Annotated in this window: 12 protein-coding genes and 1 tRNA gene; all 13 read right to left on the bottom strand. The window is 46.6% G+C overall.

Translation table 11 applies throughout. From position 1 onward, the window contains the following. Positions 1 to 195: 195 nt before the first annotated feature. The 13 genes from eno to uvrA all read right to left on the bottom strand — a co-directional run bounded on the left by eno (position 196) and on the right by uvrA (position 15,014). Positions 196 to 1,500 carry a phosphopyruvate hydratase gene (gene eno / locus AC07KQ_RS04780; protein WP_003564271.1) on the bottom strand — a complete coding sequence of 435 codons (1,305 nt, stop codon included), beginning with the start codon at positions 1,498 to 1,500 and terminating at the stop codon, positions 196 to 198. Positions 1,501 to 1,548: 48 nt separating this feature from the next. Next, positions 1,549 to 2,304: a triose-phosphate isomerase gene (tpiA, locus tag AC07KQ_RS04775; protein WP_003564269.1), complete on the bottom strand. Its 756-nt coding sequence runs from the start codon at positions 2,302 to 2,304 to the stop codon at positions 1,549 to 1,551. Between the two features lie 74 nt (positions 2,305 to 2,378). After that, a complete protein-coding gene (locus tag AC07KQ_RS04770; protein WP_003564267.1) occupies positions 2,379 to 3,569 on the bottom strand; it encodes a phosphoglycerate kinase in 1,191 nt (396 codons plus the stop codon). 190 nt (positions 3,570 to 3,759) lie between these two features. Next, positions 3,760 to 4,782: a type I glyceraldehyde-3-phosphate dehydrogenase gene (gene gap, locus AC07KQ_RS04765; protein ID WP_003564265.1), complete on the bottom strand. Its 1,023-nt coding sequence runs from the start codon at positions 4,780 to 4,782 to the stop codon at positions 3,760 to 3,762. 36 nt (positions 4,783 to 4,818) lie between these two features. Continuing rightward, positions 4,819 to 5,856: a sugar-binding transcriptional regulator gene (locus AC07KQ_RS04760; RefSeq protein WP_003564263.1), complete on the bottom strand. Its 1,038-nt coding sequence runs from the start codon at positions 5,854 to 5,856 to the stop codon at positions 4,819 to 4,821. A 625-nt stretch (positions 5,857 to 6,481) separates the two neighbouring features. Continuing rightward, positions 6,482 to 6,553, bottom strand: a tRNA-Arg gene (locus tag AC07KQ_RS04755). 103 nt (positions 6,554 to 6,656) lie between these two features. Beyond that, positions 6,657 to 7,247: an ATP-dependent Clp endopeptidase proteolytic subunit ClpP gene (clpP, locus tag AC07KQ_RS04750; RefSeq protein ID WP_003564255.1), complete on the bottom strand. Its 591-nt coding sequence runs from the start codon at positions 7,245 to 7,247 to the stop codon at positions 6,657 to 6,659. A gap of 116 nt (positions 7,248 to 7,363) precedes the next feature. After that, a complete protein-coding gene (locus AC07KQ_RS04745; RefSeq protein ID WP_003564253.1) occupies positions 7,364 to 7,819 on the bottom strand; it encodes a MarR family winged helix-turn-helix transcriptional regulator in 456 nt (151 codons plus the stop codon). A gap of 385 nt (positions 7,820 to 8,204) precedes the next feature. Further along, a complete protein-coding gene (gene whiA / locus AC07KQ_RS04740; RefSeq protein WP_003564251.1) occupies positions 8,205 to 9,152 on the bottom strand; it encodes a DNA-binding protein WhiA in 948 nt (315 codons plus the stop codon). Positions 9,153 to 9,156: 4 nt separating this feature from the next. Next, positions 9,157 to 10,185, bottom strand: a complete 1,029-nt coding sequence (locus tag AC07KQ_RS04735; protein WP_003564250.1) for a gluconeogenesis factor YvcK family protein — start codon at positions 10,183 to 10,185, stop codon at positions 9,157 to 9,159. Then, positions 10,182 to 11,069, bottom strand: coding sequence for an RNase adapter RapZ (gene rapZ / locus AC07KQ_RS04730; RefSeq protein WP_003564248.1), 888 nt, complete (start codon positions 11,067 to 11,069; stop codon positions 10,182 to 10,184). The genes AC07KQ_RS04735 and rapZ overlap by 4 nt, the downstream gene beginning before the upstream one ends. A gap of 162 nt (positions 11,070 to 11,231) precedes the next feature. Further along, positions 11,232 to 11,771 carry an HdeD family acid-resistance protein gene (locus AC07KQ_RS04725; RefSeq protein ID WP_003564246.1) on the bottom strand — a complete coding sequence of 180 codons (540 nt, stop codon included), beginning with the start codon at positions 11,769 to 11,771 and terminating at the stop codon, positions 11,232 to 11,234. A gap of 351 nt (positions 11,772 to 12,122) precedes the next feature. After that, on the bottom strand, positions 12,123 to 15,014 hold the full coding sequence (gene uvrA / locus AC07KQ_RS04720; RefSeq protein ID WP_003564244.1) for an excinuclease ABC subunit UvrA: 2,892 nt from the start codon (positions 15,012 to 15,014) through the stop codon (positions 12,123 to 12,125). Between the last annotated feature and the right edge of the window lie 119 nt (positions 15,015 to 15,133).

Genomic DNA, 15,133 nt, shown 5'->3' with positions numbered 1-15,133 from the left:
TCGAAGCCACTTATGTTCCGGCTTCTAAGCGCTCCTGTTCGCGCACAATTAAACGCGCTCGCTGGCGCGGAAACCTGCATGTAAGGACCTTGAACTTACACACTCTGGTTTCTAACCGCGCCAGCTCACGCTCCACAAAAAAAGCACGCTCCTTAACGGAAACGTGCTTTCCAAGCTGCCAACTAATTAAGCAAATTAGTCGATTGCTTTCACATTGTAGAAGGACTTGCGGCCCTTGTACAAGGATTGTGCACCCAGTTGATCTTCGATCCGCATTAACTGGTTGTACTTAGCGATACGATCTGTCCGGCTCATTGAACCAGTCTTGATCTGGCCAGCGTTGGTTGCAACAACCAAGTCAGCAATCGTTGTATCTTCAGTTTCACCGGAACGATGTGAAACAACAGCTGTGTAACCAGCTTCTTTAGCCATTTCGATGGCTTCGAAGGTTTCGGTCAATGTACCGATCTGGTTCAGCTTGATCAGGATGGAGTTAGCAACACCCATATCGATACCCTTCTTCAGGTAGTCGGTGTTGGTAACAAACAGATCATCACCAACGATTTGGACTTTGTCGCCCATCTTCTTGGTGAATGTCTGCCAGCCTTCCCAGTCGTTTTCGTCGATAGGATCTTCAACAGAAACGATTGGGTACTTGTTAATGTAACCATCAATCATGTCGGTCCATTCTTCAGTGGTGTACTTCTTGTCAGGGTTAGACCACTTGGTTGTGTATGTCTTGCTCTCGGCATCGTACATTTCTGAAGCAGCAACGTCAAAGGCCAAAGCAATGTCGTCGCCTGGCTTGTAGCCAGCCTTCTTGATTGCTTCAACAAGAAGTTCGAAGGCTTCTTCGTTATCCTTCAAGTTCGGGGCAAAGCCGCCTTCATCACCAACAGCGGTGATGTCGCCTTTACTCTTCAACAGTGCCTGTAAAGCATGGAAGGTTTCTGAACCCATCCGAACAGCTTCACGAACGCTCTTAGCGCCAACAGGCATGATCATGAATTCCTGGAAGTCAACGGTGTTGGTTGAGTGTGCACCACCATTGAGGACGTTCATCATTGGCGTTGGCAGAACGTGGGCATTCGGGCCGCCAAGATATTGATACAATGGCAGGCCAACTTCATCAGCAGCAGCACGGGCTGCAGCCAAGGAAACACCCAAGATAGCATTGGCGCCAAACTTGCCCTTGTTCGGGGTACCGTCAAGGTCAATCATGGTTTGGTCAATCAGGCGTTGTTCAGTCACGTCAAGGCCAATAACCGCCTTAGCGATTTCGTTGTTCACATGACCAACGGCCTTCAAAACACCCTTGCCGCCAAAACGATCCTTGTCACCATCACGAAGTTCAACGGCTTCGTGTTCACCGGTTGAAGCACCTGATGGTACCAACGCACGGCCAAAGCCGCCGTCTTCAGTGTACAATTCAACTTCAACAGTAGGGTTGCCACGGGAGTCTAAGACTTCGCGTGCCAATACATCAGTAATGATAGACATAAATTCTTCTCCTTTTTGCCAGAAGGCTGTTTAATAGTAGAACCCAGATTAATCTTGGTAGTTAGCCAAGGCGATGAAACTTTCAGGATCCATCGAAGCGCCACCGACTAAACCGCCATCGATATCAGGCTTAGCCATTAATTCCTTGACGTTCGCTGGTTTAACAGAGCCGCCGTAAAGAATACGAACAGCATCTGCCGTATCTTTATTATACAACTTCTCAACCGTTGCACGAATATGTGCGACAACTTCTTGTGCCTGATCGGCAGTTGCCGTCTTACCTGTCCCGATAGCCCAGATTGGTTCATAGGCTAAGACTGAAACTTTGACTTGGTCAGCACTTAAACCGGCCAAAGCAGCTTCAATCTGTGAAGCAACCCAGTCTTCGGTTTGGCCAGCTTCGCGCTGAGCCAAACTTTCGCCGCAGCAAATGATTGGCAAAAGATTGTTCTTAAAGATGGCCTTAGCCTTCTTATTGATATCTTCATCGGTTTCGTGGAAATAGCCGCGACGTTCGCTGTGACCGATAATGACGTAATCAACGTTCATTTCTTTCAAAGCTTTCGGGCTGGTTTCACCAGTGAAGGCACCTTCGTCTTCAAAGTAGCAGTTTTCAGCCGCCGTCTTCAAAGGTGTGCCTTCAGCGCCAGCAACTAAGGTGGTCAAATCAATGGCAGGTGCGCCAATGACAGTCTCAACCTTGCTTGCATCAGGCAACTTGCCTTTAACGCCGTCTAAGAATTCTTGCGTTTCCTTAGGATTTTTGTTCATTTTCCAGTTACCAGCAATGAATGGTGTACGCATGGCATATCTTCCTTTCATATGTACCGACAGACACCGTCTGCCGGTAGTGACTGTTAGATCAGCATGCCTGACAATTACTTGTCAGAAATAGCTGCGATACCTGGCAAGGTCTTGCCTTCAAGATATTCAAGGCTAGCGCCACCGCCAGTGGAAATATGGGTAATCTTAGGTGCAATACCCAATTGCTTAGCAGCAGCTGTTGAATCGCCGCCGCCGATAATTGTAGTAGCATCCTTCAAGTCGCCAAGGGCACGGCCGACTTCAAGGGTCCCTTCAGCATAGTTGCTCATTTCGAAGACACCCATTGGGCCATTCCAAACAACGGTCTTGGCACCTTGCAAAGCATCTTTGAATTCTTTGATTGTCTTCGGGCCGATATCCAAGGCCATATAGCCATCAGGAATGTCGCCGTCAACAACTTTATGTGGGGCATCGTTAGAGAATTCAGTTGCAACAACGGAATCAACCGGCAAAAGCAGCTTGTCGCCAGCCTGATCCATGATCTTCTTGGCAAGTTCGATCTTGTCTTTTTCAACCAAAGACTTACCGATGCTCATACCCTTAGCAGCATAGAAAGTATAGGTCATGCCGCCGCCGATAAGAATCTTATCAGCCTTAGGTACCAAGTTTTCGATCACGCCGATCTTATCGGAAACCTTTGCACCACCCAAGATAGCAATGAATGGGTGTTTCGGGTTGTCAACGGCATCGCCTAAGAACTTGATTTCCTTTTCCATCAAGAAGCCGGCAGCAGTTTGCTTCATGTTGGAAGCAATGCCGACGTTTGAAGCATGGCTGCGGTGTGCAGTCCCAAAGGCATCGTTAACGAATAAGTCGCCAAGGCTTGCCCAGTACTTGCCAAGTTCAGGATCGTTGCCGGATTCTTTCTTGCCGTCAAGATCTTCAAACCGGGTGTTTTCCATAACAAGAACGTCGCCATCATTCATCTTGTTGATAGCATCTTCAAGTTCCTTGCCGCGAGTTGCCGGGACAAATGTCACTGGCTTCTTCAGCAATTCACTCAAACGTTCTGCAACTGGCTTCAAGGTCAGCTTAGCCTTGTCTTCTTCGGTCTTGACACGGCCGAGATGTGACAAGAGGATTGCCTTGCCACCATGATCAATAACATACTGGATGGTTGGCAATGCTGCCACGATCCGGTTATCATCACCGATAACACCATCTTTGATCGGCACGTTGAAGTCAACGCGGATCAGGACTTTTTTGTCCTTAACATCTAAGTCTGAAACAATTAATTTAGCCAAGAGAAATGACCTCCTATTTTTCCTAAAGATGACTTAACTTCAAGTAACGACCGCTTAACACCAGAAATAAGCGCTCGTTTTCAGCAGGATGCTAAAACATCCTGAGAATTGATCGCCTATTTCCAAAAAAAGCGGAGGGAGTAAGCTCCCTCCGCTTCGGATGTTGCGGCTAGAAAAGCGTTACTCCGGATTAGAGAGTAGCAAATTTCAGCAAGGTACGGATCATCTGGCAAGTAAAGCCATATTCGTTATCGTACCAAGCAACCGTCTTAACTAATTGATAGTCACCAGCAGTTGTAACTTCGGTCTGTGTAGGATCAAAGATTGAACCTTGTGTCGTACCGATAACATCGGAAGATACGATTTCGTCTTCGTTCCAGCCAAAGCTAGGGTTGTTTTCGGTGTGCTTCTTGATAGCTTCGTTAACTTGATCAGCAGTAACGTTCTTGGTCTTCAAGATGGAAACCAATTCGGTCAAAGAACCGTCAACAACAGAAACACGCTGTGCGTGGCCCTGCAACTTGCCGTTCAATTCTGGGATAACCAAACCGATAGCCTTAGCAGCACCTGTGCTGTGAGGAATCGTGTTAGCAGCAGCGGAACGTGCAGCGCGCAGGTTGCCACCGCGAACTGGGCCGTCAAGCAACATCTGAGTTGAGGTGTAAGCATGAACGGTGGTCATGGTACCAACTTCGATGCCGAATTCCTTGTTCAGGAAGTAAGCCATTGGTGCCAAGCAGTTGGTTGTGCAAGAACCAGCAGAAACAATCTTGTCGTCTGCATTCAGAGTGTCATCGTTGACGTTGTAAACGATGGTCTTCATCTTGCCGGCTGGGGCAGAAATCAGAACACGCTTTGCGCCTGCGTCCAAATGAGCTTGTGACTTTTCAGCAGAGGTGTAGAAGCCTGTGCATTCAAGAACATAGTCAACGCCATCGTTCTTAACCCAAGGAATATTCTGGGCTTGCGGTTCTGCGTAGACACGGTATTCTTTACCGTCAACGACGATACCGTTATCGGTTGCACTAACTTCACCAGGGAAAGTACCGTGGGTTGAATCATACTTCAGCAAGTGAGCCAGCATGGTTGGGCTGGTCAGATCGTTAATTGCAACAACCTGGATGTCATTGCTCTTTGCACCCAATTCGTAAATACGACGGAATGCCAAACGACCGATACGGCCAAAACCATTAATACCAATCTTAACAGTCATGCTAAAATTTCCTCCTTTAGGAAATAAGGTTTTATTCTAACGGGTTGCCCCAGTTAAAATCGAATTAGTTGCACCGACGTCTGTTAACAGCCACGTCCGACTCGGTGCGTGTTGCATATATGCCGCAATTGCTTTGGACTTACTTTTGCCAGCAGCAACAGCGAATACATACGGTATATGATCAAGATCCGCGAGCTGTAAACCAATCTGCGGTATCTTGTAAACGACCTTGCCGCTCGCATCGTAGAAAACACCGAATGCTTCGGCAACGGCATGTTTGGCTTTCAACATGCTGATCGTGTCAGATGACATGCCACGGCGACGAGCCATGACTAAAGCGTCACCCACACTATGAATCACGACCTGAGCCTTATCAATCAGCCCTAAAACCTCTTTAACAGAAGGCTCTTTAATCAATGATTCGTAGGATTCCGAGCTAAGATTTTCCGGTACATACAACGCTCGGTAGTTGCTGTCGGTTGCTTCCGCCATCGCAGCAGCAATCGAGTTGGCCTGAATCGTCACCGCTTCGCCTAAGCCACCGCGAGCAGGGACAAACGTCAATTCACGTCCTGCAGACAACTGAAATGTCAGCTGCCTTGCAAGATGTGCCATTGTCGTTCCACCCATCACGGCAACCGTCAAGCGACCCGGCGGCAACAGTAATTGTAAGGTCGAATTCAACGTCTTCCCCAGCTCATCAAGCACCCGACCACTTTGATCGGCATCGCCAGATACGACCAAACAATGATCGATTTGAAGCTGGGCAGCAAGTCGTTTTTCATCATCCTTAATTCCTAACAGCTGATTCATAAGATGATCAAGGCCATGAAATGTCTCTAACCCTTTTGCTGTTAGCACCATGCCAGATTTTGAGCTTTCCAACAAACCTTGACTACGCAGAAAATCCGTTTCTGTGCGCAAAGCACGTTCTGAGATCTTCATCTGTTCGGCCAACGTTCGCCGGCCAACTGGTGCCATCCAGTTAATAAATTGAAGGACCTGATAGCGTTTAGTGACAACGCCCATCAGATCAGGCGCGATCGCTTTGAGCCACGCAAGTTCAGTATGCATAAGGCACGTCCTTCTTTAATGGGTCATTTCACGTCCCTCCGAGTCGTTCGCCGACCCAGCAAGCTGAAAAAAATTAGGAACCCAACAAATGCTGTTTTCCTTTACCAACAAGACCAATTGTAGCAGGGGTTCCGCTTTATCGCAAGTCTGCGGCCTTAATCGTCCAAAAACAATCACATATTCGGTAAACTTAGAACATCTATTTTTTTGGTGTGAAGATTATTCGGATTTTACTAAAACATCATCCCGTCTGGCGGGTTTTTTTGAAAGCGGGTTTCGGGTTGTTTCTAATGGAATTTTCATGCTGGGAAAAGTGATTCAGTTTGTGTCTTAGTTCAGTAGTGACAAGGGTTGGTTTTATTCCCGTTCGTTATATAATGAGCAGTTTCCAAGTCATAATGTTAGCGTTTGCAAAAATAGCCACCGAATCTCTCATCAAGCACCCGAGCAATGAACGGTGAAGATCGTCGCTGCAATTCGGATCTCAGGCTATCACTTATCGGCGTTTTAGCATGATGCATGTCACGCCTCTATCCTGTTTTGAATGTTTTTAATTTTAAACAAAACAAAAACCCCGATTACTCGGGGTTATGCTGTCCTACCTTTTCCCATTTAACCGGGTTTCTGCGCAGCCCGGGAGTCGAACCCGGATTTCGAGAACCGGAATCTCACGTGCGATCCATTACACTAACCGCGCAAGTACCTAATTATATTACTCAATATGCCCTCGCTTTGCAAGTCTTTTCGGGGAAACAAAAACGCGTTGCCACGATATGGCAACGCGCTTTTCTTTTTACAGCTTATTTTTGCGTATTTTTGTTGACCAAGATATCATCGATTAAGCCGTAATCCTTGGCTTCCTGAGCGCTCATATAATGATCACGCTCGGTGTCCTTCTTGATTTGCTCAATCGTTTGACCAGTTGCGTCAGCCAAAATTTGGTTCATCTTGCGACGTGTCTTCAAGATTTCTTCAGCAGCGATTTCAATTTCGGTCTGCTGACCTTGGGCACCGCCTGAAGGTTGATGGATCAGGATGGTTGAGTTCGGCAATGCGAACCGCTTCCCTTTCGTCCCACCAGCCAGCAAAACGGACGCCATTGAGGCAGCCATCCCGATAGCGATCGTCTGCACATCTGACTTGATGAAGTTCATCGTATCCAGCATCGCCAAGCCACTGGTGATAACACCACCGGGACTGTTGATGTAGAGATAGATATCCTTTTCAGAGTCTTGCGCGTCCAAGAAAAGCAGTTGCGCGATGACAGAATTGGCCATTTGATCATTGACTTCACCGGATAACATAATGATTCGGTCTTTTAATAGACGTGAGTAAATGTCGTAAGCACGTTCGCCACGACTAGTTTGTTCAACGACGGTAGGTACTAGCATGTCCTAACCTCCTGATAATCGTTATTAGCACTCTTAAAAGTACAGTGCTAAGTATACAACTAAAGTCAAATAAGGTCAAAGATTTAGGTAAAAATCTTTGACCTTATTTTTGGGCGTTACGCTTCTGGAAAAGCGCCGTCGGGAATAGCGCTTAAATGGTCATCAACCCGACTGACCTCGGACTTAATATGGTCATACTCAGGCTTAGGAAGGTTCATTAATTCCATGCAGGAGCCAACGTGTTCAAAAATCTGATCACGGGCGTCCAGCGCCTTTTGGGTCAGGCTGACGTCAACTCGCCGCTCGTCTTCAGTGGAACGCTTGCGACTGATCCAGCCATCTTTTTCAAGCCGTTTCATTAACGGCGTCAAAGTACCGCTATCCAGTTCAAGTGTTTGTCCAACTTGCTTAACCGACATTGTGCCATGTTCATATAGCGACAATAACGTGATGTACTGCGGATAGGTTAACTTGAACGGGGCTAGCGCTTGTGAATAGAAATGATTGTATTGTTTTTGTGCTTTGTAAATCGCAAAACAAAGCTGTTCGTTCAAAGTAATCGGTTTAACCATGCTGCTTCCTCCTAAAACTTACCTTTAAACGCGCGAACAGCTCGCAATAGCCGTCCACACTGTGAAAAATGCGCTCATCTATCAATTATTAGCCACCATCAACACCGACGGGGCTCACGTCATTGCTTCAAGACAGTCATCTCAAAAAAGCGATGGCGCTTCTCTCTGGTTGCCAAGATCATCACGGCTCCTTCAAACAAGTCGTCGCCAAAGGGATACATCCAAGCTAAAAGACATCGACATGCGTCCAAAACAGTCAATCTTCAGCAAAAAAATAACTTGATGTCGGTTACATTGTACACGATTAGCTTGAGGAAACAAAGGGATTGATTTGTTGATTGTCAACACCCGATTATGATGAACGCAGCCCACTTCGCATTAGTGCTCAAGCGTCTTCTGGTTGTTGATACCCTTCAGCAATCTGATTCAATTTCCGCAACCGGTGATTGACCCCAGACTTTGAAATTTGGCCGCTCGGCATCATCGCTCCAAGCTCTTGAAGCGAGACGTCAGGATGTGCTAAGCGTAAAACTGCAATTTCCCGCAATTTGGCCGGTAAGTTATCTAGCCCAACATGGTTCTTTAAATAGTTAATATTCTCAATCTGCTTCTGTGCAGCGTCAATCGTTTTATTCATATTCGCATTTTCACAGTTAACTAATCGATTCACTGAATTCCGCATATCCCGCATGATCCGAACATCTTCAAACTTCAGCATGGCATTCGTGGCCCCAATAACCTGCAAGAAATCGGCAATCTTTTCTGCTTCCTTGAGGTAAACAATGTAGCCGCTTCGCCGTTCTACGGTGCGAGCGTTCAGATTAAAATGATTCATCATTTTCAAAATACCAGCATTGTGATTATCGTATAAAGAATAGATTTCCAGATGATAACGCGAGGTTTCCGGGTTATTCACTGAACCACTGGCCAAAAAGGCACCGCGTAAATAAGAACGCATCCGCTGCGGTTCCTTCAACACCGAAGCTGGAACGGTTGTTGAAATCGCCATGGTATCCGGATCTAAAATTGATAGATCCGACAAGATGTCATTGACGCCTTCTGTTAGCCGCACAATGTATTGATAATTCTTCTTGAGCTTCATCTTACGGTGAACAACCAGATTAGCTTCGTGATGATAGACTTGGCGAATCAAGCTATAAATCCGACGTGCAATAGCCGGATTTTCGGTTTGAATATTTAACACAAAACGATGAGCCATCAGTGTCAGGCTGCCGTTCATACGAATCAAAGCAGACAATTCAGCCTTAGCATGTTCTGGATGTACCTCGAGCTGTGTCAGTTCTTTTTTCACCAGACTGGCGAAACTTGCCATACCCTCACCTCCGGGTTTTGCCGCTGACCTGAAAGGCCAAGTTTAAAATCTCCTTGGCGACTTTATCACCATCATGAAAGACACCATGATCGCGCAACTTTAAAAAGTCTTCGGAAATCACGCGGCAGCCCATGTCTCGCAAGCCTTGATAGTTATGCTTAACCGGCGTGAGAATTTCGTTGTACTTTTGATGATCCAGATAATTATCGGGGACTGGTTCAATGTTAACCAAAACCGTATCCACAAAGTTCTCGCCCATTTGTTCATTCAGAACCCGGACATGATCGGCATCGGTAAAATGCTGGGTTTCGCCTTTTTGGGTCATGATATTGACAATGTAAATCACTTCGGCTTGCGTCTTCTTCACCGCATCCCCCAGATTTTCAATCATCAAGTTAGGCAAAATGCTAGTGAAAAGACTGCCTGGGCCTAAAACAACAACATCAGCGTCCATAATCGCATCGATAACTTCTTTGACCGCCTCTGGTTTGCCATTGGCGGGATCTGTTTCTGAAACCGAAATATGCTTGATGTTTTTCCCAGCCGCTGTAATCTCAGCTTCACCAGACAGCTTTGTACCATCGGTGAATTCAGCATTTAAGGTTAACGGCGTGTTGCTGGCCGGATAAACGTGACCATCAACTTGCATCATTTCGCTTAGTTGCTGAACCGCTGGGAAAATGCCGCCTTTCATTTCAGACAGCGCGGCAATAATCAGATTGCCAATCGCATGCCCAGCGAAAAAAGCATCAGTTGTATTGAACCGATATTGAAAAATATCCAAATACAAACTCGGCAACTCCGATAAAGCCACTAGCACATTGCGAATATCACCAGGCGGCACTACGTTGATATAGTTGCGGATTGTCCCTGATGAACCGCCGTCATCGGCAACAGTCACAATTGCAGTCACATCTGCATCTTGCTCATGCAAACTATGCAGAATGACCGGCAAGCCTGTTCCACCGCCAATGACAACCACCTTTGGACGCCGACCGCGGATGACCCGAATAAATTTAGTTTCACGACTCATGAGCGATTCACCGTCTCCTTATGCTTCTTAATGTCTCGATGCGTGATATCAACGGCATATGCATCTGAAAACGCCTTACCAATCCGCTCGGCAAAAGCCACACTCCGATGCTGGCCGCCTGTGCAGCCAATCGCAATCGTTACGCTGGTTTTGCCTTCCGCCTTGTACTTTGGCATGATTTCAGACAATAGATCATAAAACTTGTTATAGAAACTTTCAGCATCTTCATTATCCATCACGTAATTGTAAACTTCCGGATCAAGCCCAGTCTTGGGCCGATAATCCTTGATGTAAAAAGGATTAGGCAGGAAACGGACATCCATGACAATATCAGCGTCTATTGGTAATCCGTATTTAAACCCGAATGACATGACTTCAATATGAAATGCTGGTTGACTACCGCTTTCCTTAAAGTTAAGGAAAATCTTTTCCCGTAACTGACGTGGACTTAAGGTCGTGGTATCAATCACAACCTGCGCGCGATTGCGCAATTCTGTGAGTAATGCACGTTCTTTTTTAATGCCGTCCATCAATCGGCCTTCCATGGCCAACGGATGAGAGCGACGGGTTTCCTTGTACCGAGAAACCAGCTCTTCATCAGTTGCATCCAAGAATAAGATGCGAGAATGAACATAGGCATTGTTGTCCAAATTAGCCAGCATATCGATAATCTGATCGTAAAAAGCACGACTGCGCAGATCGACAACAAGCGCGACCTTCGTGATCTTTCCGGATTCTTTTACCAATTCCCAAAACTTCGGCAACAAAGCTGGAGGCATATTATCTACGCAAAAATATCCCAGGTCTTCGAATGCCTGCATGGCAACGGTTTTACCGGCACCGGACATACCGGTGATAATGACAAGATCCAAACTTTCAGTCATAAAAGGCTCCTTTTTGATCATATTTATTCAAGTATAACATGCCGGGCGTGTCATTCCTACCGATCCCCGGTTTCTTTTCACCGCATCATCAAGCGTTGTTATTAAAAAACCTGATGCAGCGCAATGAATCAGCTGCATCAGGTTAAATAAAAGCGATGTTCATTAAATATTGCGTCGTGCAAAGGCAAGGACAATACATTCGATGCCGAATAGGACGAAAAACATCGACAATAATGTGACCAACGTGATGGCCGCAACCACTGGCTGCATGAACAGCATCAAAGACACAATCACTGCCAGAATATCCAAAACGAGGTAAAGGACAAACCAGCCAGTACCTGCAATCCGCAAATGGCCCACGTTGAATAGCGAACCAACTGAATCAACTAAGAACCAGATTGCAAACATCATGGTAATCGTTGCAACACCAAAATTACTGTTGACCAGGAAAATGACACCAATAACGAGGTCAAAAATCCCCATCAAGAGCGACACCCAAGCTAGTTTACCAGTGAGCTGGCGAAGTGTTGAATACCCTGCTAAAATCGCAATCCCACGAATAATGGCAACAACAGCAAAGATAAAGGTCACCGTTTTCAACGTTGCCAGCGGATAGCGCATGACAACAAATGCGGCGATCAGGAACAGGATACCAGTGATAAACTGCCCCCAGTCAAAACCAAAACTTTTTCGATTTAACATCTATTTCCCTACTTTCTTAATCCTATTCATCATAATATTAAGCACAAGAATGAGCAAATCAGAGTGTGAAACAAGTCGGTTTCTGGGCCGGCGACGCGTTGCTAGACCGGAGACAACGCTCCAAGCTCGCAAAGCTCGCGGTCTCGAAGTCGCCTAACAACATCAGTAACAAGGCGCGGTCGCCGTGCTTTTTGTACTGCTGATCCCCATCCGGTCTACGATTGCTCCGCCTTGGTACTAGTGTCTCGAAAATTCTAATAAATTTCCCATATCAAAAAGGCAAACAATTTTTGGTGTCATTGTTTGCCCTTATTAACCGCCGTGAATGATGGTCCAACCTGTTCAGTCAATCTACTTCTTGCTTACCGCCTGCGCTTCATTCTTAGTTGATGTTTGCGCAGCTTCCTTAGTCCGTTGAGTGTCGCGAACGAGGATTGGTTTCAAGTATTGGCCAGTATAACTATCGGCCACATTAGCCACCTGTTCAGGTGTGCCAGTGGCGATGATCTGACCGCCGCCGTCTCCGCCTTCAGGGCCAAGATCAATGACCCAGTCAGCTGTTTTGACGACATCTAGATTATGCTCGATAACCAGTACGGTATTGCCTTCATCGACTAGCCGTTCCAACACTTCCAGCAGCCGCTTGATATCATCTGTATGCAGACCAGTGGTGGGTTCGTCAAGAATATAAAAATTCTTGCCGGTTGAAAGCTTCTGCAGTTCGCTTGCAAGCTTCATCCGTTGAGCCTCGCCACCAGACAAGGTGGTAGCGCTTTGTCCCAGCTTAACGTAACCAAGGCCAACATCCACGATGGTTTGCAACTTGCGCCGAATCTTTGGAATATTCTTGAAGAAGTCAGTGGCTTCTTCGACAGTCATATCAAGCACTTCAGCAATATTCTTGCCCTTATACGTTACTTCGAGGGTTTCAGAGTTATACCGTTTGCCATGGCAAACTTCGCAAGGCACGTAAACATCAGGTAAAAAGTTCATTTCAATCTTGATGATCCCGTCGCCTTTACAGTTCTCACAGCGACCACCCTTAATGTTGAAACTAAAGCGGCCTTTTTTGTAACCACGTAATTTAGCTTCGTTGGTTTCGGCAAATAGCCCGCGGATGTCATCGAAAACACTCGTATAGGTAGCCGGATTGCTCCGCGGTGTGCGGCCAATTGGACTTTGGTCAATATTGATCAGCTTTTCAATATTTTTATAGCCAAGAATCTTTTTGTATGGACCCGGTTTCTCAGAATTATGATTTAACTTTTGAGCCAATGCACGCCGAAGAATCGAGTTAACCAAAGTAGATTTACCTGACCCAGAAACACCAGAAACCACGATGAATTTACCTAATGGAAAATCAACGTCGATGTTTTTTAAGTTGTGGTCAGTGGCGCCTTCCAAACGAATCACTTTGCCACTACCTTGTCGCCGTTTTAGTGGTACCGGAATAAACTTGCGCCCTGATAAATATTGGCCAGTGATTGATTTGCGCACACGTGCAACTTGTTTAGGGGTACCGGATGCCATGATACGGCCACCGTGTTCGCCAGCCCCCGGTCCGACATCAATCAGATAATCGGCGGCGCGCATCGTATCTTCATCATGTTCGACCACGATCAACGTGTTGCCAAGATCGCGCATTTTTTTCAAGGAGGCAATCAGGCGATCGTTATCGCGCTGATGCAAGCCGATAGATGGTTCATCAAGCACATACATGACGCCGCTCAGATTCGAACCGATTTGGGTAGCTAGGCGAATTCGCTGAGCCTCGCCGCCGGATAGTGTACCAGCACTACGACTCAATGTGAGATAACCAAGACCAACGTTGACCAAGAATGTCAAGCGGTCAACGACTTCTTTCACGATTGGTTGGGCAATGACGCTTTCGGCTTCACTAAGATGCACGGTTTTGAAAAATGGTAGGGCATCCTTGATGGCAAGATCAGAAACTTCTGCAATATCGCGACCTTCAATTTTAACAGCCAAAGCCTGCCGATTCAGCCGCTTGCCGTGACAAACCGGGCACGGCAATGCTGTCATATAACTGCGCATCTGCTGGCGAGTAAAATCACTATTCGTTTCTGCATATCGGCGGGAAATGTTATTCAGCACCCCTTCAAAAGGCACATCAACATCGCGTACACCGCCAAAGTCATTTTCATAATGAAAATGGAATAACTTGCCGTCGCTCCCATTAAGCACCACATTCCGCTCACGGTGGGTCAGCTTGTTAAAGGGTACGTCCATTCGTACTTTGAAGGTTTTCGCCGCCTGAGCCAGCAGTTCCGGATAGTACTGGGAACTGATTGGATTCCATGGCGCGATTGCCCCTTCTGCCAAAGTCATACTCGGTTCTGGCAGCACCAAATCCATGTCAACTGTCAGCTTAACACCCAACCCGTCACATTCTGGGCAAGCGCCAAAAGGAGCGTTGAATGAAAATAGTCGTGGTTCCATTTCGCCAATCGTAAAGCCACAAATCGGGCAGGCAAAATGTTCGGAAAAGCGCAGTGGTTCACCGCCAATCACGTCCACGTTGGCATACCCTTCTGACAACCGCAGAGCTGCTTCAAATGAGTCGAAAAGCCGACTGCGCGCCTCAGGCTTAACCACAATTCGGTCAATCACAATATCAATGTCATGCGACTTATTTTTATCCAGTTCATAATCAGCCGTTGCATCAACAACTTCACCATCAACACGCATCCGGACATAACCTTCACGCATGATTTTGGCGAAGACTTTTTTATGACTGCCTTTCTTGCGACGCACCACTGGTGACAGAATTTGAATCCGGGTCTTATCAGGTAAGGCTAAAACGCGATCCACCATCTGTTCAACACTTTGACTGGTAATCGGTGTGCCATCATTTGGACAAATCGGATGCCCGACACGTGCCCACAGCAAGCGCAAGTAATCGTTGATTTCAGTGACTGTTCCCACAGTTGATCGGGGATTTTTTGAAGTGGTTTTCTGATCAATCGAAATCGCCGGACTTAAGCCGTCAATCGAATCGACATCCGGTTTTTCCATCTGTCCCAGAAACTGTCTGGCATATGCTGAGAGACTTTCCACGTAACGACGCTGACCTTCGGCGTAAAGCGTGTCAAAAGCCAGACTGGACTTACCTGAACCAGATAGGCCGGTCATCACGACCAGTTTATTGCGGGGAATCGTCACATCAATATTCTTTAAATTGTGGGCACGAGCCCCATGGATCACAATTTTATCGTTTGCCATTCACAAAAGATCTCCTCATTTTTAGCAAGCAGTATTGGCGAAAATCACATTGCCACAACAGCTTATACGCCGACTTCTGACCGCTCACCTTAACGCGCTCGCCAGCCCCAAAACCTGCA

It is taken from the genome of Lacticaseibacillus sp. YLM2-1, assembly GCF_056583465.1.
The sequence above is the reverse complement of the archived record's forward strand: the minus strand, read 5'-3'. Positions and strand labels throughout refer to the sequence as shown.

Coding starts and splice junctions, on each gene's coding strand:
- eno (WP_003564271.1), bottom strand. CDS start 1,500: ATGTCTATCATTACTGATGTATTGGCACGCGAAGTCTTAGACTCCCGT.
- tpiA (WP_003564269.1), bottom strand. CDS start 2,304: ATGCGTACACCATTCATTGCTGGTAACTGGAAAATGAACAAAAATCCT.
- gap (WP_003564265.1), bottom strand. CDS start 4,782: ATGACTGTTAAGATTGGTATTAATGGTTTTGGCCGTATCGGTCGTTTG.
- AC07KQ_RS04760 (WP_003564263.1), bottom strand. CDS start 5,856: ATGCATACTGAACTTGCGTGGCTCAAAGCGATCGCGCCTGATCTGATG.
- clpP (WP_003564255.1), bottom strand. CDS start 7,247: ATGCTAGTACCTACCGTCGTTGAACAAACTAGTCGTGGCGAACGTGCT.
- AC07KQ_RS04745 (WP_003564253.1), bottom strand. CDS start 7,819: ATGGTTAAACCGATTACTTTGAACGAACAGCTTTGTTTTGCGATTTAC.
- whiA (WP_003564251.1), bottom strand. CDS start 9,152: ATGGCAAGTTTCGCCAGTCTGGTGAAAAAAGAACTGACACAGCTCGAG.
- AC07KQ_RS04735 (WP_003564250.1), bottom strand. CDS start 10,185: ATGAGTCGTGAAACTAAATTTATTCGGGTCATCCGCGGTCGGCGTCCA.
- rapZ (WP_003564248.1), bottom strand. CDS start 11,069: ATGACTGAAAGTTTGGATCTTGTCATTATCACCGGTATGTCCGGTGCC.
- AC07KQ_RS04725 (WP_003564246.1), bottom strand. CDS start 11,771: ATGTTAAATCGAAAAAGTTTTGGTTTTGACTGGGGGCAGTTTATCACT.
- uvrA (WP_003564244.1), bottom strand. CDS start 15,014: ATGGCAAACGATAAAATTGTGATCCATGGGGCTCGTGCCCACAATTTA.